Here is a 23904-nt window from a genome sequence, read left to right as displayed (position 1 = left end):
TAAGAAATTTAAGCGACATTTAAATAGTAAATAATTAATGGATGGCTAACGCAACGACTTCATCTACACCTGTTGTGATAATTGTTTCATCAGACCATTGAATTAGGTCATTGCTTGTTCTAAAAATCACATTATCACCATTAGTTGCAACCCAATAAGCAACCCACTTAGTATTCGAAATAGGATGGATTTTTAATGCATCATCATTATCTCTTGTCCCATCAGTTAATGCGTTGGTGTTTAAGTAAGTTTCATTTGACCATGATGCCCCCAAATTTTTCGAATAGCTTATATAAGCTTCATTATCACTACCTGTTACGGGATTAATACCTTCCCATGCGATAACACTATCTCCTGTATTATTAACTGCTACAGAGGTTGGATAATCATTACAATTGCTCATGCATGTCTCACTTAATGCATAATTATTGATAAGTGTCGGTTGACTCCAAGACTCTCCAAAATCATGAGTAATTGCTGCGTAAATATCTAAATCGGAAGAATCATGCTCACCAGCCCAAGCAACGACGCCATATCCACTATCATTCATATCGAATTGATTAAAATAATCTGTTTTATCATCGGATATTGTTGTTTGATTAACATATATAGGAGTACTCCATGTTACTCCGTTGTCTAATGAATAACTTGTCAGGATATCCATATCGTCGGTGTTATCGATAGGATCTAGTGAGCGTGAACTTGACCACACTGCAACCCATCTGTTTTCTTTTAATGATATTTGTGGGCTCCAATCTCGACTAGAATCATCATCTGCATAATTATTGATCAGTTTAGGTGTTGTCCAAGTCTTACCATTATCTTCAGAATGTGAAAACACAATATCTGAATCATTTCCAGAACCATTTATATCCTCACTTGAGCTCCAAATAATCACCCAGTTTCCATATCCATCGGTAGAAATTTGAGGATCTTCATCTGATTCAGAATCTGTGGTATCTGTAGGATTAACCAGTTCTGTATCACTCCAAGTCACACCATTGTCATATGATGCAGAAAACACTACATCATATTCGCCACCGTATAAGGGGTTATATTCGCTTTGCCATACTGAAATAAGTACACCTTTCCCATCGGTCGCCACATCTGGGTAATAAAGAGCTTCATTTGGATTTTCTTTAATTATTCTAAGGGAGCTCCATTTTGAATGGATATTTGTCGAATTAAGAACGGACATGTTATAGCTATAAGAAGACAATAACGTATACTCTGTTGTGGCTTGTGGATTAATTTCTGCTGATGTTTTCGAGTCAGAATTACAACCAGTAAGAGTGATAAGCGGTAAAATTATTTTAAGATAATGAGTTGTCATAGTTTCCATCCGTGGAATTACCTAATTAATAAATTGATCTAAATCAATTATTAATTGTACATATGAATGATTGGTTTTGCATAATTCATATAAAAAATGCGAGAGGCTAGACAGTGCAAAAAAGTTTAAGAGATAAAATAATTGCGGTTTGTGATAAAAAAATAGAACAAAAGGGAGTTAACGTTGGTGTCTCTTTTTATGCTTTTTTTGCTAATAAAAATGATGACCCTGAGCTGTTAATGGAAGCGGCGACATGGTGGATATCAACACATAAATTAGATCACTTTGAAAAAGCACATAAAATCAAGGCAATGGTTTTAGATGGAAAGTAAAATGAAAATAGAAATACATCAAGGCACTGTGGCTGACGTTCTTATTGTTGATCAACAAATCCCTGAATTTGATAACCGAAATACACATGAAAAACTGACACAACGCCTAAGTGATAAAAAGCACCTTATCTTAGTTGCTGTCTCTGAAGGTATTCCAGTAGCGTATAAGATGGGCTACCAATTTTCTGATTCTGAGTTCTATAGTTGGCTAGGTGGTGTCGTCCCTAGTGCCAGAAAGCAAGGCATTGCAACTCAGTTAAGAGTTACCCAAGAAGAGTGGGCTAAAAAGCAAGGCTATGAAGCGATCAGTGTTAAATCAATGAATCGTTATCCTGCCATGTTGCAACTGCTTATCTCTAGTGGATATCACATTTCAGGCTACGAAGATGAAGGCTCAAGTGATAATAGTAAGATCAAATTTTTAAAGAAATTGTAGTGGTAGTTAAGTGAAACCACCGTGATGGTCTAAACTGAAAGAGTCTATTGCAAGTATGAGTCATGGATTTATGAGATAAGGATAATGTTATGGATAAAATCATATTTCAACGCGTAACTGATTGTGAATATCCGTCCTTATTCTCTATCTACAAAAAGTACTTGAAACCAACGATAGAGGAAGCGTTGGGGTGGGATGAATTGTATCAACAACAGCGCTTTAATCAGTCATACCAAAAAGAGTGGTTTGATTGGATAATGTATAATGGTGAGCGGCTAGGGATCATTTGCACTAAGCCCGATGCCATTAGAAGTACGATTCATATTCACTTATTGATTGTTTTTGAAAAATACCAAAATAAAGGCGTAGGCACCGCAGTGATGAAGTGTTATCAAAAGCACTATAGTGACGTTGTCACGAAATCTTGCTTGTCAGCATTCAAAGTCAATAAATCGGTTATCAACTTTTATCTTTCGTTAGGCTATCAAGTTGTCAGAGAAGATGAACATTTTGTTGAGATGGAACGCTCTCTTTGTTTCAGTGGTTATATGGGTGAATCTTAACCGAAAATGACAGGTTCAGCATTACGGTTCCATTTAGGGTAGATCGTCATGGCTTTCGAGAAAATAGGGTCGTTATAATGGCGAATGAGCCAAGCTCTTAAATGTGGCAAAGGAGCGATGTTATACCATTTCTTATCTACTCGAGAAAATTGGCGAATAAAAGGCAAAAGCGCGTAATCAACGATACTGGCACTTTCCCCCATGATAAATGCATGTTTAGATAATCGCTCTTCAATGTCTGATAACCATTCGACACACTTGTCCCTATACTCCATTTCATTATCGTCATGATAGCGAGAAGCAGCCCTATATTTTTGTAAAATTTGCACAAATTCAGAGTCACTTTTTTGAATAAGCTCCAACATCAATGGAAGCTGAAGCAAATCATGATGGTATAGTAAGTTCCTTGGGTCGGATTGGATCAGTGCCCAAAGCATCACATCAACACTTTCTTCAATAACAGTATCTTCAAAATGAAGTACAGGTACCGTGCCTTTAGGGGAAATGGATAACATTTCTTTGGGTTTATTGATCATGTCTACATCTCGTAGCACAACAGTTTGCCCTGCATACAGAATGGCTAAGCGTGCACGCATTGCGTATGGGCATTGTCGTAATGAGTAGAGAATAGGAATAGTCATCGTTACCTTAAACTTTGAATGAAGTTGAATATGTGTCATTGCTAATAAAAATCATAGTTATACCTCATGATCTGGATCAATAAAAAACCTTACTTCTGGTAATAAAAGTGTGAGGCGAGTAGAATACTCCCTCAAAAATTATTACAGCAAAACGAAGTGAGCAATTTCAGAATGAGCAGAAAACTTGAATTATTGGCACCCGGCGGTGATGTAGAAGCGATAAAAGCGGCCATCGTAGCAGGGGCAAATGCCGTTTATTGTGGCTTAGATGTATTTAACGCCCGTAACCGTGCATCCAATCTCTCATTTGATGAATTGACAGGTATTTTACGCCTTGCTCATGAGCATGGCTGTGAAGTATTCCTTACTTTGAATATCGTGCTTCTTGAACATGAAATTAAAAGCATTGCTAAATTACTTAATCAACTAGTGAATACATCAGTTGATGGCATCATTGTGCAAGATTTAGCGATGTTTGATTTAGTGAAAAAATACTTCCCAACACTCGATGTTCACGCTTCAACGCAATTAACTACGCATAATGAAGGACAAATTAAGTTCTTAGCTAAGTTAGGGGCTTCTCGTGTTAACTTATCTCGTGAACTAAATATTGAAGAAGTGAAATCACTGACTGCTGTTGCTCATGAGCACGATGTTCTAACTGAAGTGTTTGTTCATGGTTCATTATGTATTGCATTTTCTGGTCAATGTTATTCAACATCAGTAAGTGCGGGTAACTCAGGTAACCGTGGACGTTGTAGCCAAGCATGTCGTGATGAATACGAAGAAACCGCGGTTGGTAACAAATACCCTCTAAACTTAAAAGACAACTCAGCGTATTTTGATTTGCCTGATTTGGTCGATGCTAAAGTTGATTCTTTAAAAGTAGAAGGGCGTATTAAAGGTTCTCATTACGTTTATACGGTTATTGATAATTGGCGCAAAAACATCAATAAATTCATCGAGTCTGGTGATTTATTAGAAGATGATTCAAACCTTCACAAAGTGTTTAACCGTGATTTTACCAATTCATTTTTGACTGGTAACTTAACCAAAGACATGTTCATCGATAATCCTAGAGATCACAGTGTTACTCATGCGGTAGAGAAAAGTAATGCCATTGATGTGGTTCAAATTCATGATGTTAAAGCTGAATTGAACGCAGCAAAAGACAACCTTGGTGAAGAGTTACGTGAGAAAATTCAAGATCTAGATATTTCAAAACTGCCATTATCCATTGCATTTAAAGCACAGCTTGATAGTCCATTAAAAGTGGTGGTAGCAACTTCAAAAGAGATCTTTGAATTAGAATCGACATCGTTACTTATGGCTGCCGGTGAGAAGTCAATTACACCAAAAGAGCTAGAGAAACGCTTTAAAGGGGTATCTAATAGCGATTATGAGTTCTCTGGCTATGATTTTTCTCAAGTTGATGAAGGCTTAATCCTGCTATTTAAAGAGCTTTCAGATCTAAAAGATCAGATTGCGTATCGTTTAAATGGAAATAAAGCCGTTATTAAACATGTAGAATTACCAAAATTAGCTCAAAAACCAAAAGTTGAACAGCAACCAAAGTTATCTATGCTTATCGCAGATATTGCCGACTTAAAAGTATGCGATGTCACTGATGCAGATATTTACTTTAAGTTACCAGAAAGCTTTAGACGCAATGATAAAACGTACATCAACATCTTCTCAGAAAATCCAAGATTGATCCCATGGTTCCCTGCGGTATTGATTGGTAAAGATTATAATGAAGCTGTGAAATTCCTTGAAGAAGTAAAACCTGCACGTATTGTTACTAATAATACAGGTATTGCTTATAAAGCTTATGAAATGGGAATTGAGTGGGTTGCGGGTCCATTCATGAATACCACCAACTCACATGCATTAATTACACTAAAAGAAGAGTTTAATTGTGCTGGTGCGTTCATTTCTAATGAAATAAATCAAGGGCAAATGAAACACATTCGTCGTCCTGAAAACTTTAAGTTACTTTACAGCATTTATCATCCAATTTTGTTGATGACAAGTCGTCAGTGTTTCTTCCAACAAACCGTTGGTTGTAATAAGCGTGCGATTGAAGCTGGTTGTATGATTAAGTGTGAAAAAGCGACAACCATTACGAACATGAAAGGGGTTTCTTTTGCTGTAGACAAGCAAAAAGGTGGCTATCCAAGTATTTATAACCATGAGCAATTCTTAAACATGGATGTCGTTAATGACTTATCTGATTTGTTTGATGAATTCTTTATTGATCTAACCAATATTGGTGGCGGTTCTAAAGAACAAGCGGATATTGTTGAGTTAGCAACGCACTTTGAGGCTCTGGTTAAAGGTGAAACTGCGGTTCAAGAAACGTTATATTCAATGGTTCCTATTAATACACATAATCAGTATGTGAAAGGTCTTTAATCGAATTCTCGCTTTGATTTAAATAGTCAGCCACGATCACATATCGTGGCTTTTTTTTGTCTATAATCAATTTATAGCAACATAATATTAACGCAAATTCAGTTAACGCCATTGCTAAAGGAAATAACATAAGAGGGATTAATAATGGTCAAATTAGAATTACTAAAACAAATTGATGCGTCGGCATTACTAGAGTTTGAACTAAACAATAAAGAGTGGTTTGAATCTTTCATTGAAGCCAGAGACGATGATTTTTTTGATGATAATGGCATAAAAGATCACGTTAATTTTTGTCTGGCTGAATATAAAAAAGGGCTACTTTATCCAACGTTGATTAAAGATGAAAATGGCCAAATACTCGGCAGAGCAAATTTATACAATATCGATAGAGTGAAAAACAGCGGTTCAATTGGATATCGAATTGGTGAAGAGTTTACTTCGCAAGGTTTAGCAACATTAGCTACAAAAGAGCTGTTAGAGATAGGGAAAAACAGATATGAACTATCATCGATAAATGCAGTAGCATCGACAGATAATGCCGCATCTCAGAAAGTCTTAGCAAAAAATGGATTTAAACAAGTTGGATTTAAGCCTGAGTTTGCTTTCGTCGATGGTGAAATTATTGATTGTTATGAATATCGTTGCCTGATTCAGCAATTGACACCGGTTATGTAGAGTAAACATGGTTGTGAGAAGGGGTTTACTATATACTTTCTCGTTTCAAAGGAAATCCAATAATGGAAATGATAATCGTCTCTTCAGAAAGACAGAAACGAATGATCATGATTTTTAGCCGTATGAAAGCTAAAATGTCAGATAAAGCGCTTCTCAATAGCTTAGACTCACGCCAAGTTAATTCAACAGCATATCCTGCATTTAAAAAAGCACCAGATCTTCGTGTTGAGCGAATTTATTTGCCATTTGGTGATGATAAAACAGGTTCATTAGATGGAGGTGACTTCTTATATCGTTACCTTTCTAAGGGATACATTTGTCTTGGTGATTTTGAAGGGCAGCCAAAACCTGATTTAACCCCATGGGGCGTGCGATCTGTTCGTCGTCAGCCTAAAATTGGATTCGGTTTATAATATGAAAGCTAATGTAATTGGTAAGTAAATCAATTGCATAAAAGTGAATTGTAAATCGTAATTCTGACTCAAGTTACAATATTAAGATGTGGTGGGAGTATTCTATAAATTCAATGTTATGAGTTTTGTAGAGGACTTCCATGAATCGTTATACGTTAAGCTTCATCTCATTACCTTTATTATTTTCAATAATATTGATATCCCACTTGAACTATAACTTAATAAAACAGATTAATGAGATGAATAAAGGAAATTAAAGTGAAAAAAAGAACGGTGTCGTCGTTATTAGGAATGAGTGTATTATCATTTTCTATGTTGAGTTTGCCATGTTCCGCAAATATCAGTGCAGTGCCTGTTGTTGGCGGCATTGTTAATTCAAGCGAGATCTTAAAACATCAAATCAATGATTCTATTACTTATACGACAACCACCGTTCGTGACGCTGCTATTTTTACTATTGCAGGCCTTACGCTAGATGCTTACATTTTATCTCTACCGCTTGATAGTAGCGTCAAAAAACGCGTTATTGCACAATTATCTAATCCTTATTACGCCATTCCTCTTGGGCATTTTCTTTATACTTTCGTTGATAAATACGGAAACATGGATAATGAAGATGCGTTTAAAGCTTATTTAAAAACTAAATACAGTGAAGAAGAATTACAGCGTTTTAGCCATTCTTTGTTCACACTTAATGAGCTTCAAAAAGCAGAAGATGCATCGAAACCATCAGAAGGACATCATCAAGGATTGAAGGTTGATCGTAAATTTATCGCCAATATGGTCGTGGTTTATGATGAATTGGTTCAAATTGGTGAGTGGAAAGATCTTAATACCTTACCGGATCGCTATACATATCTTTCAGATAGCCCGGAAGACAAAGCCATTATTGATAAGATTCAGCCAATTATATTATCTGGTTTAGAGAAATCTGTGCTTGGTATGGATAAGGGAGAGATGCGAAGTGCATTAGAGCTTATTATTGCAGATGGTAAACCCGAGAATAAAAACAAAGTAAATAATAAAGCAGAAGCCCTGACCATAACGTTGATTGATTTTGTTCGTCTTAACGTGCTGAAATCTTATCGTCAATTTGTGTATCAAGAGCAACGACAAATTGCATTAAATTCGTGGTTACAAGAAACATTTAAAGACAATCCTGACACCTTGGTTGCTTATTTAGCATCACGTCAACAGCGTCGATTGGCTGTACAAATTACGGTAGATGGTCTGCAACAAGGACTTATTGAAGGCTTAGTTACACCAACAGAAAAAACGTTTTTAAATCAGATATATCAAGATTACTTAAATCGCAATGAATATAAGCCTCAGGGGGAGCCAACCTCTCAACCAGAGCATGAACAGCAACTTACTTTCTTAAAAACCATGGTAGAAAAGGGTTATCAAGACCCAAACTATCTGCCTTTCTTTAGCCAGTTATACCAAAAGTATGAAAAGAGCATTGTTAATGTTGGCATTTCATCAACACCTACGATAAGCGTTCGTAATTTACCAATAATCAAAACAGGAGCAAAGGTATCTGGCAAGGGAGGAACTGGGATCCCTAATTTCCACTTTGTTGACAGACAAGATGACCGAGCCTATTACTTTTTTGGTAATGATGCGTTGCAGTTAGATCGATTAATGGATGTAAATAAAGTTCAAACTATGTTTGATCGATTAGATTACTTAGTTACGCTCAACTGCAATGCTCAGTATGATTGGAATGCACATACAACTTACGATGGTTTAGTAAATTTAGGGGCAGGAGAAAGCCTGCGTGATTTTGGGGAAAAACGTTGTTTACGTGAATTAACTCAAAGAGCAAAAACAGAAAAAAACATAACAGAAATGAGAGCAGAGCTAATTGAAGAGATTGGCATTTATCAAAATATTTTTGTGTTGGATATTTACAGTAAGCTCACACAGAAATGGAAGATTCAGCAACAACTAGAAATGTTCTCTAAATTAGAGCAAAAAGGAATGCCGGATTACGCCCTTATTTATAATCCGTGGCCAGATCACTTTGCTCATTTTACAGGCCCTTTTAGTGATGAAATATTGATGCCTACGGGGGAGCTTAACCGTTTGGACTATTGGTTAACGCAAATTTCAGATGTGTATCAATCCGCTAATGTTTATGATCGCACGTTGTGGGGAATGGCGGGCGATCATGGTTTGGCTCCAGTTTATTATTCATTAAACCCTGAGAAACAAGTATTTGAAACGCTTCAGGCTGAGTTAGATTACCCATTAGTCATTAAAAAAATATCATCGGATGAAGGAGAAGGTCCAAAAATTACGAACGCCTTAAATTATGAAAGTAATAAAGAGGTCGATGTTGTGGTGGCTTCTACTGCTGGTGGTAATTTTATGATGGACTTTTTTAATTCTCAACAAGGATGGAAAGTACAACCAACGTATAGCGAACTCACAACATGGATACCCGTTAATGCACTTGAAGATCAACCGATTAATATTGTGAATGAAATTGCTTCACGTTTAAAAGAATCGTTAGATTATCTGGTTGTGAGAGAAACACCTTGTTCGTTGGATGAATGTCAGATACGAGTGATTGGCTTTAAAGACGATATAAGAGTTGATGAATTGATCTCTAAGAAGGGCAACCGATTGTTTTATCAACCTGTTGCTGGTTCATCTCAATTACTTGAGGTCGATGTACTTAATATCTATAAACCACAGTTAAACGAGACTGAACAAAAGCAATATGATGAATTATACCAACGTTGCATGATCTCAGCTGATGCTAATGAAGAGAATTCATGGTGTACTGAGCAAGAATGGCGAACATTAACATCATTTACCGCTCGTCCTGATGTGGTAAACCAATTAGCTTATTTGTATGAAGAAGACAGAGCAGGAACGATCAATTTATTTCCTAAGTTTGGTGTTGGCTTTAACACCAAGGTGCCAGGCCGTCATGCTGGAGAGCATTATTTAGAGAAAGATGCGTTCTTAGGATTTTGGGGTAAGCCTATAAAGAATAAGATGGCACCACTTATCATTGAAGAGAACGGTTCTTTAGCTCCAACACTGTATCAATATTTAACTGAAGAAAAAGTGATAAAAAATGAAAACGGTTGGGGGTATCCTTCTTTGTTAAATTAGTTAGCGTTTTTATATTGTTTTACGGCCTCAAAAGTTAGTTTAACTGACTCCATTGTCATCAGATTTACTGGTGTATCAATATAAGCAACAGAAAATTGAAGCGGACTTGGTGACCAGTCTGCTTCAATTATTTCTAACGTATTGTTTTGTAGAGAAGTATGTATGACTTCTTGAGGTAGGATAGCGATACCAATACCACTCTCAGCAAGCCTAATACTTGCGGATAGAGAACTCGCAGAATAGAAGCGTGTTGCTTGATTATTGTGCGTATTAAAATAACGTTCTATTTCATAGTATGGTGATGTGTTTCGGGCGTAGGTAATCAATGGCCACTGAGCAAAGTTAAGTACTCTGTTTTTTTGTGTTTGTTGTAATGTCGGGCTTGCCACCCAGTGTAAATCGTAATTACAGATGCCTTGACTAACCACATTCGGTTCATCAACTACTCCTAATAAAATCGCGATATCAATATTTCGTGCTAGCAATTCTTTTCGTAAATTTATGGTGGCATCAACGATAAGCTCTATCTCTAAGTGAGGTAAATTCTGATGAATAAGCGCTAAGTAGTGCGGTAACCATGTATGTACGACCGTTTCAGAAACTCCAATCCGTAAAATTCCAGATATTGCTTCAGCACTGTTTGCTAAAACGCGTAATTGATCGGCATTGTTCAATAACTTTTCGGCTAAAGGTAATAATTCACGTCCTTTGGCTGTTAGTGAAATTGAACCAGTATCACGATAAAACAATGTCGTATTAAGTGTATCTTCAAGGTTTGCAATACGCGTAGAGATGGCTGGTTGTGTTGTACATAAATGCTTTGCGGCTTGGCGAAAACTCCCTAAATGCGCTATCCAGACAAACGTTTCCAGCTGTTTTAAATTGAGCATTTAAGCCTCTCTTTTATGAATTTGTTGAAGAGTGATAAATTTTTTTTATCAAGAATAGCAGAAAAATACGAATAGACATTATATAAATAAGCAGTAATGTAACCCTTGATTAACGATAAAATTACAAATGACGAAAGGATTGTTATATGGATCAAGGACTGTCGCTCAATACACTGCCTCTTAAAGAATTACGTGATCTTATTAGAAATAATCAATTTACGGGTTCAACAACGGGGTGTGCTGCAGGATATTTACAAGCCAACCTTGTTATATTGCCAGCTGAGTGGGCAACCGATTTTTTGCTGTTTTGTCAAAAAAATCCGGTGGCGTGTCCTTTAATTGATGTTACTCAACCAGGAGAAAAGTACCTGCAATCAATCGGAAGGGATATTGATTTATCAACTGACGTTCCTGAATATCATGTTTTTTATGATGGGGAATTTGAAACCGCAGTCTCTGATCTTTCCACATTATGGAGAGAAGATTTAGTTACTTTTGTTTTAGGGTGCTCTTTCTCGTTTGAAGAGGCGTTAATACAATCCGGTTTATCCATCCGAAATATCGATGAAGGGAAGAACGTCTCAATGTATGACACCAGTATTCCTTGCCAATCATCAGGAAAGTTCAGTGGAAACTATGTGGTGTCAATGCGTCCATTCACTTCCATTGATGCCATTCGTGCTATTCAAATCACTACTCGTTTTCCTAAAGCGCATGGAGCACCAGTTCACTTTGGCGATCCAAGCCTTATCGGAATTAACGATATATCAACCCCAAACTATGGCGATGCCGTTGAAATAAAACCAAATGAAGTGCCTGTTTTTTGGGGGTGTGGCGTGACACCACAAAATGTTATTCGTCAGAGTCGACCGCCATTTTGTATTACTCATGCTCCGGGAAAAATGTTGATCACTGATCGTCTAAGTTCAGAGTTTGCCGTGCTTTAAAGCAGACATTTATTGTTACTACCAAATTTAATAATTAAGGAGCAGGGAATGAGAATTAATTGTGATATGGGCGAAAGTTTCGGTTTATGGCAATTAGGTAATGACAGTGCAGTGATGCCAGCGTTAGATATGGCGAATATTGCATGTGGTATGCATGCTTCAGATCCAAGTGTCATGATGAAAACGGTTGCACTGGCAAAGGCGCATGGCGTGACGATTGGGGCTCACCCTGGCTATAACGACATTCAAGGTTTTGGTCGACGTGATATATCAATGGATTCAGACGATTTAGCTGCGCTGTTTATCTATCAGTTAGGTGCGTTAGAAGGAGTTTGTCAAAGTCAGCAGACAACATTGAGCTATGTAAAACCACATGGCGCATTATATAACGCAATGATGAAAAATGACGCCATTCTTCAAACGTTATTAGAAGCCTTGAAGCGATATGATGCGACGTTACCTTTGGTTATTATGGCCGTTCCTGATCATCAACGTTATGTAGATATGGCGAATGAGTATGGCATTACACTTTGGTTTGAAGCCTTTGTAGACAGAGCATATGACGAGCAAGGGCGTTTAGTTCCAAGAAGTATTCCCGGTTCAAGCCATCACTCTGATGAAGCCATACAAAAACAAGCAAATCAATTAATAGATGAAGGCTGTGTAACGACCTTAAATGGCGACATTATAAAAATACACGCAGATACATTGTGTATTCATGGGGATGGACCCTTTGCTGTCTCTACGGCTGAGTATCTACGAAAAAAATTAAAATCAAAGGCGGAGTAATGATGAAAATATCCGCTGTAAATGAATCGACGTTGTTACTTACCTTTGCTGATAAAGTCAGTCCTGAAGTCGCTGATATGATTGCTGAATCAGTCACTCTTTTTACTCGAGAGCTCGGTTCACTTATCGTCGATATTGTTCCTTCATATACTTCTATATTAATCACATATGACACCTCTAGTGTAGATTTACGACGTTTTACGATGCAGTTACGTCAGTGTCTACCTTCTGATTTACAGAAGATGCAATCAAGTAAGTCTACAGTAGAAATAGAACTGCCAGTCTATTATGGAAAAGAAGTGTCGCTTGATGCTGATGAGATTTGTGAACATACAGGGTTAAGTTTTGAAGAGGTGATATCAATACATTCATCTCAAACGTATCGAGTTTATGCCATAGGTTTTGCTCCCGGATTTGCTTATTTGGGAAATACGGATTCTAGAATTCATGTGCCTAGAAAAAGCACACCACGTTTAATGGTGCCAGCTGGAAGTTTAGCTATTGCAGAACAACAAACGGCTATATATCCAAAATCATCTCCTGGTGGCTGGCAAATAATAGGAAGAACGCCTGTCAACCTTATTGATTTTAATCGTAAAAACTTAACCTTGTTTGAGATGGGAGCGAAAGTAACCTTTGTTTCAATTTCTCGTGAAACCTATATTGAAATGGGTGGTGAATTACCATGTGAACCAGAGTCTGTGAGGGATATAAATGACTTTACGAATTAATAGCACTGGCCCATTAGCATTACTTCAAGATAAAGGACGATTTGGTCACCAGTCCGTTGGTGTTACTCCGGGTGGTCCAATGGACGAACATGCGTTTGATTGGGCAAATAAGTTACTTGGTAATGATCCTAATGCAACTCAAATTGAAATCACGCTAGGGCAATTTAGCTGTACTTTTTATGCTGCAACCACGATGGCATTAACTGGTGCGGATATGCAGGCCAAATTAAATGGTAACCCAATAGTCCCTTGGCAGAGTTATGCTATTAATTCAGGTGATAAGCTTGAAATGGGGGCTGCGAGTGCGGGGCTGCGAGCTTATTTATCAGTGAGCGGTGGATTTAAAATTGATAATATTTTAGGCAGTACAGCAACAGTGGTTCGTGATGGGTTAGGCGGCCTCGAAGGAAATGGTAAACCACTCAAAGCAAACGTACTTATTCGTTACTCTGTAGATGTATCTCAGTTATCAACGGTATTTTCAGAACCAAGATTACGTAAACAAGTTCCAAATCGTTTTATTCCCACATATGGTAAACATATAAAGGTAGGAGTGATCCCGAGTTATCAGTATGATGATTTTTTACCGGAAGAGCGTGAACAATTCTTTTCTACGGTTTATACTGTGTCAAATAACATTGATCGAATGGGATACCGACTATCTGGTGAAGCCATTCAATGTCAACGTAATAACCTGATTTCAGAAGGGATTGCTCTTGGGGCAATACAAATTCCGAATGATGGTCAACCTATTGTACTAATGCGTGATCGTCAAACGATTGGGGGCTATCCGAAAATTGGCTGTGTAATACACGCTGATATTAGTCGTTTATCTCAATGTGTTCCGGGTTCAACGGTTCAGTTCTACGAAAAAGAACTGCATAACGCAGAAGCAGAGTTACATATTCAACGTCAGTTTTTTACTTCTTATAACTCTTAATAATTCTAATAAATATCGTCGATAGACGAGAAACTACTGCAACAATAAGGATGCAGTGACGTGATAACAAAAGGAAATGATATGTCATCAGAAAAAGTCATGAGTGAGTCGTCAAATGCGTCCACAAAGGAAGGACAGCTACCGAAAAGTTCAGGTGTTAGTTGGTCATTGATAATGGGCGCTGCCTTTTTGATGGCAACCTCAGCAGTTGGTCCCGGTTTTTTAACTCAAACAACAGTATTCACACAAACATTAGGGGCTAGTTTTGCGTTTGTTATTCTGGTTTCTATTATTTTAGATATTGGTGCTCAATTAAATATTTGGCGTGTAATCGTTGTTTCCAAAAAACGCGCTCAGGATATAGCAAATGATTTACTTCCCGGTTTAGGTTATGCAATTGCAGGAACCGTAGCTCTAGGAGGGTTAGCATTTAATATCGGTAACATTGGTGGTGCAGGGATGGGGATGAACGTGTTATTCCCGAGTATTTCTCCGATAGTAGGGGCCTCAATCAGTGCCGTTATTGCTGTAACCATTTTTATGTTAAAAGATGCCGCTAAAGTGATGGACCGTTTTACTATTTTAATGGGTGCGGCATTAATAGTAATGACTCTGTATGTTCTTTTCTCAACGTCTCCACCGATTGGAGAGGCATTGTATCGTTCAGTTTGGCCTGAAAAATTAAACGTTCTTGCAATCATCACGTTAGTTGGTGGCACGGTTGGTGGTTATATTACTTTTGCTGGGGCACACCGATTAATTGATGCTGGAGTAACAGGAAAAGAAGCGCTGCCACAAGTGAATCGAGGTTCAGTTTCTGCGATTAGTGTGGCTTCAATCGTGCGTGTTATTTTGTTTTTAGCAGCGTTAGGTGTAATTAGTACAGGGGTCACTCTGGATCCTTCAAATCCGCCAGCATCAATGTTCCAACACGCTGCCGGTAATATAGGTTACAAAATTTTCGGTTTAGTTCTTTGGGCTGCGGCCATTACTTCCGTTATCGGTGCTGCATATACGTCAGTGTCGTTCTTAAAAACATTACACCCGATGATTGATTTGCACTCTCGTAAATTTATTATTGGTTTTATTGTTATCTCTACTTTTATCTTCTGCTTTATCGGTAAGCCTGTTGTTCTTCTTATTGTTGCTGGTGCTCTAAACGGATTTATTCTACCTGTTACCTTAGGCATTATGTTAATAGCGGCAAAGAAAGCGCAAATTGTAGGAGACTATAAGCACCCGCTATGGATGTCGGTGTTTGGGTGGTTAATTACTGCAATGATGGCAGCAATGAGTGTATATACCTTATATATGTTGATTATTTAACCTATGAGGCACACTTTCTTAAATATTTTGCACAAATTAATAATAAAAAATATTTAAAAACTTCTCATCTACTTAATTTTGAATATACTCGTTAAATGCCCCGAAACGTCCTATAACGTTTTGGGGTTGTTTGGTTTTACCCATTTTAAAAACTAACTGTATCTTGCTATGGGAGTAAAGATACTATTTATAAGGATGTAATATGATTGATTTTTGGCCATTAATTGGTGTCTTAATCATCACAGTCGGTCTTGCATTACGCTTGAACACTTTATTAGTTATTTTAACTGCCGGTATTGTTACCGGTTTGGTTGCTAAGATTGATTTTATCGAGATTTTATCAATCCTCGGGGCTTCTTTTACGCAAAACCGCTATATGTCTTTATTCATTCTTGTTCTACCTATGATAGGGGTTCTAGAGCGTTTTGGATTAAGAGAAAGAGCAGAAACCTTGATTGGTTCAATCAAACAAGCATCCGCAGGTCGTGTAATGCTTACGTATCTATTATTACGTAAAGTGACAAACGCACTTGGTTTGAATCTGGGTGGTCACCCATCAATGATCCGTCCGTTGGTTGCTCCAATGGCAGAAGCTGCAGCAGAAAAAGGTAGAAAACCATTAACAAATAAAGAGAAACAACATTTGCGCGCTTTAGCTGCAATGAGTGAAAACTTTGCTAACTTCTTTAGTCAGCTGATCTTTATTGGTGCTGGTGGTTTGTTGCTTATCAAGGGCGTGTTGGAAGAACACGGTTACAGTGTAGCGTTAAACGATATGTTTATGTGGGCCATTCCAACCGCATTGGCATCATGTGTTGTGTTTTATGTTCGAGCATGGATAGAAGATTCGCGTTTGGCAAAAGCTGGTAAGCAAGAGTAGGGATTCATCATGTTAGAATATATTTATCAAGCAACGGGTTTATTATTAATTGCCTTTTCGGTTCAAAGCTTTATGGATAAGGAAAATCCAAAAGCAATTGGTACAGGTTTATTTTGGTTGGCATATGGTGTTTCTTTCTGTTTAGGAAGCATTTTACCTGATTGGTTTGTCGGCGTTTTGGTGTTACTTATGACACTGATTGCTTCTGCTGGGCTAATGGGAATTGGTTCTTATCATTCAAGTGATAATGAATTTAGAAAAGCCAGTGCGAAGTCATTACAAAACATGCTATTTCTTCCTGCGATCATCGTTCCTGTCGGCACCATTTTATGGAGCCAAGTCACTGGTGAAAGTGCGCTTATTGGTTTAGGAATAAGCTCTGTTGCGGCTTTATTAGTTGCAAATGGAATGACCAAATGTCGACCTATGCAAAGCATACATGAAGGTCGTCGTTTAATTGATACCATTGGGTGGGCGGCTATTTTGTCGCAATTCTTAGCGGCACTTGGTTATCTGTTTGGTCAAGCGGGTGTTGGTGATACCGTTTCACAAATCGTAAAAGAAATTGTGCCTCATGGTAGCGTTTTAGCTTATGTTATTGCTTATACATTCGGCATGGCTATCTTCACCATTGTTATGGGTAATGCGTTTGCTGCGTTTGCTGTTATCACTGCAGGTATTGGTATTCCGCTACTCATAGTTGAAATGGGTGGTAATCCAGTGATCGTTGGTGTGCTTGGTATGGTTTCTGGCTATTGCGGAACCTTAATGACACCGATGGCGGCCAACTTTAATGTTGTACCTGCCGCACTATTAGAGTTAGAGAATAAAAACCAAGTGATTATTACTCAGTTTATTCCTGGTTTTATCATGTTACTTATTAATACTACATTTATGTATCTGTTTGCGTTTTAGGGAATTAGGCAATGAAAAAGATTTTAATTACGGGTTTTGAACCATTTGGTAACGATAAAATCAATCCGGCATTGGAAGCGGTTAAGTTAATTGCAGGGCGTAAGCTTAATGGCGGTGAGATCGTTATTTGTCAGGTTCCTGTGGTTCGATACAAATCGATTGAAACCGTTAAACAAGCAATTGAAGAGCAACAACCGTATGCGGTTATTACTGTGGGTCAAGCATCAGGACGTGCAGCCATTACACCAGAGCGTATTGCAATCAATGTGGATGATTTTAGAATCCCTGATAACGAGGGTATCCAAGTAATTGATGAACCTGTTGTCGCTGGTGGGCCAGACGCTTACTTTACGACGCTTCCTATCAAAGCAATGGTCAGCGAAATTCAAGCGCAAGGCATACCTGCCACGGTTTCAAATACCGCAGGGACATTTGTCTGTAACCATCTGTTTTATGGAATACAACATTACTTAAAAGACACGAATGTTCGTCATGGTTTTGTACATATTCCATTATTACCAGAGCAATCGGTTGATGGTTCACAACCAACGATGAAACTTGAGCAAATTGCAGAAGGTTTAGCTATAGCGGCGCAAGTCATCATTGATAACGATTCTGATATCCAACAAGGTGCAGGAACGATCTGTTAAGAGCATTTACCTCACTTTTTTAAAGCCTAAGAATAATGTTAATTGTTCTTAGGTATTTTATGCCTGAAAGAAATTATAAGAGATTTAACGAGATAGACAGTTAAGTTTGTGAAAATGAACACATTTTGATGTGCGTCGAATGTTATATGATGCGTAGTGTAACTATTTGTTTCAATTATGAGATATATGTCAGTAAACCGAGGTTGGCTAGGTTCGTTTTACTGTTTCCGCATATATCACCAATTAAAATTATTAGAAGTAGACGTATTATGCATCTAACATTAAAAACTAAACTCGTGTTGACGAGTCTTGCGCTTATTGTATTAACCATTGTATCTCTTGGTACTTTCTCGTATCAGACAATGAAAACTCAAGCATGGGATGCCATTCAAAGTGAAAGTGGAAATACAGCGAAGGCTTATAGCTTAGGTATTGGCGATTGGTTTAAAGGTCGTCAAGATGCGATTGTTGCCATGAAAGAAGTAATAGAGCGAGATCCTAACTTGGATATGGTTGCTCATTTAAAACAGACATTCACATCAGGCGGTTTTGGTTTAAGTTATTACGGTGACGAAAATGGCGTGATGCAACGCCAAGATCCATCGTTAAATAAAGCAGGGTATGATCCTCGAACTCGTGGCTGGTACAAAGAAACATTGGCAGCTAATAAGGGGATAACAACAAAACCTTATGTTAGTCATACTATGCAAGCTCTTGTTGTTACCTTAACAGAACCGGTTCGTGAAAATGGGCGTATTGTCGGTGTTACTGCATCTAACTTGGCATTAGGGGCATTAATTGATGATGTTCTTGATATTCCCGTTCCAGGCAATGGTTATGCCATGCTACTGGATGTGAGCAATAAAATCGTTGTTGCTCACCCAAATGAGAAAATGGCGTTAAAACCAATTTCAGAACTTGGCAATGGATTCGATGCTAACAATTTAAGTAATGAAATTGCATCTGATGGTTTTTTCTTTACCAAAGATAATGGGAAAGAGAAAGCGGTCATGATAACGGCGGTTCCAAATACCAATTGGGCAATTACCTTGGTGATGGACAAAGACACATTAGAAGCGCCATTAAATTCGATGCTTTTTGAATTGCTGTCTATTGGATCGTTAATCTTACTGTTTGTATCTATGTTCACAGGATGGCTTGTAACTCGTCAATTACGAGAGCTTGGTACGGTTTCGGATGCGTTAGCGGATATCGCAAATGGTGAAGGCGACCTTACGGTTCGTATTAATGTTAAATCGGATGATGAAGTAGGTAAGTTAGCTGATAACTTCAACCAGTTCGTATCACGCTTGCATGCGATGGCATCAAATTTACGTGAAATAACCTTTGAGCTAAATCGCTCAGCAGCAGAAAGTGCAGATTCAGCCGTTCAACGCAGTCAAAATATTCGTCATCAACAAGATGAAATAACCATGGTTGCTACTGCAGTAACTGAGATGGCGAGTGCGACACAAGAGATTGCTGGAAATGCTGAAAACACAGCGAAATCGGCAGAGCAAGCGGTGGGGTTAACACAAACAGGCCACGATCAAGCAAATCAAAGCCAAGCATCTATCGGAAACCTTGCTCGTGAAGTAAATAGTGCAGTAGGCATTATTGAAGATCTTAACGGGCACGCATTAAAAATTAGCTCAATTTTGGCTACGATTCGTTCGATAGCTGAGCAAACAAACTTACTTGCATTAAACGCAGCAATCGAAGCAGCACGTGCTGGTGAGCAAGGCAGAGGGTTTGCGGTTGTCGCTGATGAAGTTCGAGTTCTATCTCAACAACGAACACATACTTCAACAGAAGAGATTCAAGCCATGATAGAAACACTTCAATCAACAACACAAGAAGCGGTTTCAGTCATGTCGGACAGCCATCACTTGGCAGAAACAAGCGTAAAAGACGTTGATGAAGCGGGAGTCAGTATCGGGAATATTGCTGCGCAAATTAATGTGATTAGCGATATGGCCACTCAAATTGCCTCTGCTGCAGAAGAGCAGTCAAGTGTTACGGCTGAAATTAGTCGAAATACCGAAGGGGTTCAGGAAGTAGCAAACCAAATGGCGCATGAGGCAGAGACCGCAGCATTGCAGGCTGAGTCATTAAAATCGTTAGCTGATTCATTAGAAGAAGAAATTAAACGATATAAACTGTAACTTATTAATAAACAGTAAAAAACCGTCCAATAGTGACGGTTTTTTTACGTCAAAAAAAGTGTGATTTTGTTTCCAATGTTGTGTAAGGCAACACCTTGTAAAAAAACTTATGAAGTTTGTTTCGTATGCTATTCCAAAAAAATAAACAATGTGTAAAATACGCCTCCTTATTGGTAACACCTAATGTGTAATCTATCCCAGTGCATTGAAAAATCCATTCAATACGCTATTTAGGACATCGATGAAAAACGTATTAATTCCTTTTATTATTTCTTTAGCGACAGTCTCTTGTACGCCTATTTTTGATGGCAATTTCCAAAGACCTAACTCGAATTCATGCAATTGTGAGAGTGACATTACCAACTCGAACAATAGTGCAACTTCAAAGCCTGATTCTTGGAAACCTAGCACATCAAAACCAAATCAAAGCATTGAAGAGCAGTTAGAAAATCTTGCTAATCATGTTCATAAAACATGGGGAGATAAAGAGTTTCTAGAAGCGGGTAAGCATCGCTACGTAAAATATTTAGATGGTTATAGAACTCGTGCACATATCGATTTTGATAAAGGCAAAATTTACGTTTCGACGATCTCTCAATACCAACCAAAAGAAACGTTGAAGAAAGCGATCATCGGCACCGTATTAATGCCAGCAGACCCATCATATGTGGATTTATTTAGTGATAAATCAATTCCGCTGCGTGGACGTCCATTCTTACTTGGTCAAATTAAAGACCAAGAGAATAAAGACATTGAATGGCCATGGCGAGCAGGGCGTTATGCTGATTACTTAATCGAAAATAAGTTACAAACGAAAATCATTAAAAATGGCAAAGCGTATTACGTTGAGATCTCTATGGTTGATGACCATTTAGAGCAACGCGAATTCCAATATGCTGATTTAATTAAAAAAGCATCAAAAGAGTACGATATTTCAATCGACTTAATTTATGCAATTATTCAGACAGAAAGCAGCTTTAACCCTTATGCTGTAAGCCATGCTGGGGCTTATGGTTTAATGCAAGTGATCCCAAAAACAGCAGGAGCGGATGTCTTTAAATTAGTTAAGAATAAGCCGGGGATCCCAACAAAAGAGTACTTGTTTAATCCTGCGCATAATATCGATACAGGTACAGCGTATTTCTATATTTTGAAGAATCGTTATTTAAGAGACATCAAACACCCAACCAATAAGCATTATAGTATGATCTCGGCTTATAACGGTGGCTCAGGTGGCGTTTTCTCAACATTTGATCCAAGCAGAACTAAAGCCATTGATGAGATAAATAGCTTGCAACCAAATCAGCTTTATTGGGCGTTAACAAACAAACATCCTAAGGCTGAAGCTCGTAGATATTTAGAAAAAGTGCTTAAATTTCAAAAAGAATTTAATGAGAAAAGTTAGATAAATTTTATTGATTGATAGGTGCAATAAATTCCATTATACATTTGCAGAGTGCTTTGTTAGTGTGCGTTTTTTGCACTTATTTGTGTTTATTGATTGTTATGGTGTATGCAAATTGAAACGACTTTTCGTTTTTATCATGTGTGTTTTTTCTTCATTTGTTTCTTCAATGGATTTAACAAAGGAAGAGCAAGTATGGATACAAAATAATAAAGATTTCGTTTTTTATAATGATGATTATAATTCAAGATTATTTTTTATTGAGGATGGGATACCAAAAGGACTGTACAGCAACCTAATTCAAGATATTAACAAAAAACTCAATACAAACTTCCAACTAAAAGTAAAAGGCATTGATGATTTACATGCAATGTTTGACCGTTTAGAGAGTGGGGCTTATTTAGATTTTGCTGATACAGAAAACCGAAAAGAAAACTATTTTTTTGTCCCAACGTTATATCGTGTTAGCACTAAAGTGTTTTTCAAAAATACGGATCAAATTATTGACCTTGTAAGTTTAAATAATAAGAAAATTGGCTTAGTTGAAGATTGGTTTTCTACTACGAATTTTATTGAACAATACTCTGACTCTATACAATATACGCCAGTAAAATTTGCGGATGTTAATTCGCTGATAAACGCTCTTAATTCCGGAGAGATTGACGCTTTTGTTGCTGATACACAAGAGATAACGGACAAAGCATTTCCGACATTAAACTTACCAAGGTTGAATAACTTATATACGTCATTTGCAATACCAAAATCGCAATCTGAGTTGTACAGTATATTAGTGAAATACTTTACAGAGTTGAAATCTGAAGAAGTAAAAGAGTTTGTTAAACAATCCCGTGAAGATTATTTTTTGTATCTTTTTAAAGGGAATAATGAACTTAAAGGAGCAAGCATCAGTGTTGGTTATGGCGTTAATGAGTTTCCTGCAAGCTACTTAGTTAATGAAGAGTATCACGGCATTGCACCTACGTTGTTCGACAGTATTAAGCGAATATTTAAAGGTTCGGTCACATTTACTGAGCCAAGTGTTGGCGAGTGTAAAGATTATGATGTTTTATTATCAACATTTGAAAATGAGTGCATCACAGATAAATATTTTCTAACAAAACCGTATTACAGTTTTGAATTGTCAGTATTTAATAAGTTAGAAAGGAACTTTATATCTCGTATTGCAGATATAAACTACTCGACGGTGGGGATGTTAAAAAACGCTTATTATTACGATTATATAAAAAACAACACATTAAATGTGAAAATGGTCTTTTTTGATACCTTTGAAGAGATCATTGAAGCAATAGATGACGGACGTGTTGATTATGCTTTTGGTGACCAACGTTTATTAATGAATCATACAATCAACCATGACATGTATGATTTAAAAACCGCAGGAACCTTAACCAAAACATTCTCTGTGTATATCGCAGTAAAGAAAGAGCATGAAGCACTATTTAATGCCATTAATCTGATATCAACATCATCAGATAATGAACGTTTGATTAAAAACATCTATATCAATGAGAATGAAAAGTATCAGAAAGATGATTTCTGGCTACTAATCGCAGTTCTACTTGTCAGCTTATTTATCATTGGCGTGTTGATAACTCGAGTTTATATAGAGAAAAAAGCACAAGCTCGTCTTTTAAGAATGAACGAATCATTGATTGGATCATTGGAGATGGCCTCGTTATACAGTGATGAAGAAACCAGTGAGCATAACAAGCGAATCAACGTATATTCTGAGCATCTTTCTAATTTATTGAACATGCCAAGCTCGTTTGTAGAAGAAATTCGTATGATTGCTTCGCTGCATGACATTGGAAAGATTGGTATACCTCATTACATATTAAAGAAACCGGGAAAACTGGATCCTGATGAATTTGATGTAATGAAAAAACACGTAAACATTGGTTACGAGATTATCAAGAATACTGACTTGAGTTTGATAACTAAAAATATCGTGCTTTACCATCATGAAAAATGGAATGGTAAAGGGTACTTGAGTTTAGTGGGTGAAGAGATACCGATTGAAGCTCGAATTGTAAGTATTGTGGATGTGTATGACGCATTACGACAAAAGCGTATTTACAAAGAAGGCTTTACCCATGAAGTAGCGATTAAGATCATCGAAGAAGAAAAGGGTGTTTCTTTCGACCCTAAGATTGTCGATATATTCTTAGAGCACCATGAAGAGTTCAGAGCTATTTTTGAGAAAAATCAGTAAGAGCAGGGGCTAGGGAGCAGTAAGAGCAGGGACTAGTTTTTAGGGACGAGTAACTGCTTTTCGCTCTTACTCGTCCCTGCTTTTCCTTGCACCTGC

General features: G+C 37.5%; 21 protein-coding genes. 18 read left to right on the top strand and 3 right to left on the bottom strand.

Annotated features, from left to right (window positions below; genetic code table 11):
- Positions 1-34: 34 nt before the first annotated feature.
- Positions 35-1333, bottom strand: a complete 1299-nt coding sequence (locus tag AVFI_RS07175; RefSeq protein ID WP_188863366.1) for a sialidase family protein — start codon at positions 1331-1333, stop codon at positions 35-37.
- Positions 1334-1446: 113 nt separating this feature from the next.
- Here AVFI_RS07175 and AVFI_RS07170 point away from each other — a divergent pair, with 113 nt between their 5' ends.
- The 3 genes from AVFI_RS07170 to AVFI_RS07160 all read left to right on the top strand — a co-directional run bounded on the left by AVFI_RS07170 (position 1447) and on the right by AVFI_RS07160 (position 2664).
- Entirely contained in the window at positions 1447-1665 is a 219-nt protein-coding gene (locus AVFI_RS07170; RefSeq protein ID WP_188863367.1) for a DUF6500 family protein, read from the top strand.
- Position 1666: 1 nt separating this feature from the next.
- Positions 1667-2101: a GNAT family N-acetyltransferase gene (locus AVFI_RS07165; RefSeq protein ID WP_235621214.1), complete on the top strand. Its 435-nt coding sequence runs from the start codon at positions 1667-1669 to the stop codon at positions 2099-2101.
- Positions 2102-2190: 89 nt separating this feature from the next.
- Positions 2191-2664: a GNAT family N-acetyltransferase gene (locus tag AVFI_RS07160; protein WP_005419379.1), complete on the top strand. Its 474-nt coding sequence runs from the start codon at positions 2191-2193 to the stop codon at positions 2662-2664.
- On the opposite strand, the gene AVFI_RS07155 is transcribed toward AVFI_RS07160, so the two are convergent.
- A complete protein-coding gene (locus tag AVFI_RS07155) occupies positions 2661-3305 on the bottom strand; it encodes a glutathione S-transferase (protein WP_065597464.1) in 645 nt (214 codons plus the stop codon). The genes AVFI_RS07160 and AVFI_RS07155 overlap by 4 nt on opposite strands.
- Positions 3306-3476: 171 nt before the next feature.
- Between AVFI_RS07155 and AVFI_RS07150 the strand changes: the two genes are divergently transcribed.
- From AVFI_RS07150 to AVFI_RS07135, 4 genes are all read left to right on the top strand, one after another.
- Positions 3477-5720 carry a peptidase U32 family protein gene (locus AVFI_RS07150; RefSeq protein WP_188863368.1) on the top strand — a complete coding sequence of 748 codons (2244 nt, stop codon included), beginning with the start codon at positions 3477-3479 and terminating at the stop codon, positions 5718-5720.
- A 144-nt stretch (positions 5721-5864) separates the two neighbouring features.
- Positions 5865-6395, top strand: a complete 531-nt coding sequence (locus AVFI_RS07145; protein WP_054775261.1) for a GNAT family N-acetyltransferase — start codon at positions 5865-5867, stop codon at positions 6393-6395.
- Between the two features lie 62 nt (positions 6396-6457).
- Entirely contained in the window at positions 6458-6808 is a 351-nt protein-coding gene (locus AVFI_RS07140) for a hypothetical protein (protein ID WP_005419372.1), read from the top strand.
- A 291-nt stretch (positions 6809-7099) separates the two neighbouring features.
- Positions 7100-9937, top strand: coding sequence for an alkaline phosphatase family protein (locus AVFI_RS07135; protein ID WP_188863377.1), 2838 nt, complete (start codon positions 7100-7102; stop codon positions 9935-9937).
- On the opposite strand, the gene AVFI_RS07130 is transcribed toward AVFI_RS07135, so the two are convergent.
- Positions 9934-10827, bottom strand: coding sequence for a LysR family transcriptional regulator (locus AVFI_RS07130; protein ID WP_054775262.1), 894 nt, complete (start codon positions 10825-10827; stop codon positions 9934-9936). The genes AVFI_RS07135 and AVFI_RS07130 overlap by 4 nt on opposite strands.
- 146 nt (positions 10828-10973) lie before the next feature.
- Between AVFI_RS07130 and AVFI_RS07125 the strand changes: the two genes are divergently transcribed.
- The 11 genes from AVFI_RS07125 to AVFI_RS07075 all read left to right on the top strand — a co-directional run bounded on the left by AVFI_RS07125 (position 10974) and on the right by AVFI_RS07075 (position 23808).
- Positions 10974-11774 (top strand): putative hydro-lyase, encoded by an 801-nt coding sequence (locus AVFI_RS07125; RefSeq protein ID WP_188863369.1) that lies wholly within the window; start codon positions 10974-10976, stop codon positions 11772-11774.
- Positions 11775-11822: 48 nt separating this feature from the next.
- Positions 11823-12563, top strand: coding sequence for a 5-oxoprolinase subunit PxpA (locus AVFI_RS07120; RefSeq protein WP_054775263.1), 741 nt, complete (start codon positions 11823-11825; stop codon positions 12561-12563).
- Positions 12563-13294 carry a 5-oxoprolinase subunit PxpB gene (pxpB, locus tag AVFI_RS07115; protein WP_236782054.1) on the top strand — a complete coding sequence of 244 codons (732 nt, stop codon included), beginning with the start codon at positions 12563-12565 and terminating at the stop codon, positions 13292-13294. Before AVFI_RS07120 ends, pxpB begins: the two co-directional genes overlap by 1 nt.
- Positions 13278-14234, top strand: a complete 957-nt coding sequence (locus AVFI_RS07110; protein ID WP_054775264.1) for a 5-oxoprolinase subunit C family protein — start codon at positions 13278-13280, stop codon at positions 14232-14234. The genes pxpB and AVFI_RS07110 overlap by 17 nt, the downstream gene beginning before the upstream one ends.
- 81 nt (positions 14235-14315) lie before the next feature.
- The gene (locus AVFI_RS07105) at positions 14316-15560 is read left to right on the top strand and encodes an NRAMP family divalent metal transporter (protein WP_065597459.1); all 1245 of its coding nucleotides are present in this window, start codon (positions 14316-14318) and stop codon (positions 15558-15560) included.
- A gap of 202 nt (positions 15561-15762) precedes the next feature.
- Entirely contained in the window at positions 15763-16440 is a 678-nt protein-coding gene (locus AVFI_RS07100; RefSeq protein ID WP_005419355.1) for a DUF969 domain-containing protein, read from the top strand.
- A gap of 9 nt (positions 16441-16449) precedes the next feature.
- A complete protein-coding gene (locus AVFI_RS07095; protein WP_054775265.1) occupies positions 16450-17355 on the top strand; it encodes a DUF979 domain-containing protein in 906 nt (301 codons plus the stop codon).
- Positions 17356-17366: 11 nt separating this feature from the next.
- Positions 17367-18005 (top strand): pyroglutamyl-peptidase I, encoded by a 639-nt coding sequence (gene pcp, locus AVFI_RS07090; protein WP_054775266.1) that lies wholly within the window; start codon positions 17367-17369, stop codon positions 18003-18005.
- A gap of 269 nt (positions 18006-18274) precedes the next feature.
- A complete protein-coding gene (locus AVFI_RS07085; protein WP_188863370.1) occupies positions 18275-20170 on the top strand; it encodes a methyl-accepting chemotaxis protein in 1896 nt (631 codons plus the stop codon).
- Between the two features lie 241 nt (positions 20171-20411).
- Complete coding sequence (gene mltC, locus AVFI_RS07080) at positions 20412-21575, top strand: membrane-bound lytic murein transglycosylase MltC (protein ID WP_188863371.1); 1164 nt, start codon at positions 20412-20414, stop codon at positions 21573-21575.
- A gap of 139 nt (positions 21576-21714) precedes the next feature.
- Complete coding sequence (locus AVFI_RS07075) at positions 21715-23808, top strand: HD domain-containing phosphohydrolase (protein WP_188863378.1); 2094 nt, start codon at positions 21715-21717, stop codon at positions 23806-23808.
- Positions 23809-23904: the final 96 nt, after the last annotated feature.

The organism is Aliivibrio fischeri ATCC 7744 = JCM 18803 = DSM 507 (assembly GCF_023983475.1).
GTDB classification, from domain to species: domain Bacteria; phylum Pseudomonadota; class Gammaproteobacteria; order Enterobacterales; family Vibrionaceae; genus Aliivibrio; species Aliivibrio fischeri.
The sequence above is the reverse complement of the archived record's forward strand: the minus strand, read 5'-3'. Positions and strand labels throughout refer to the sequence as shown.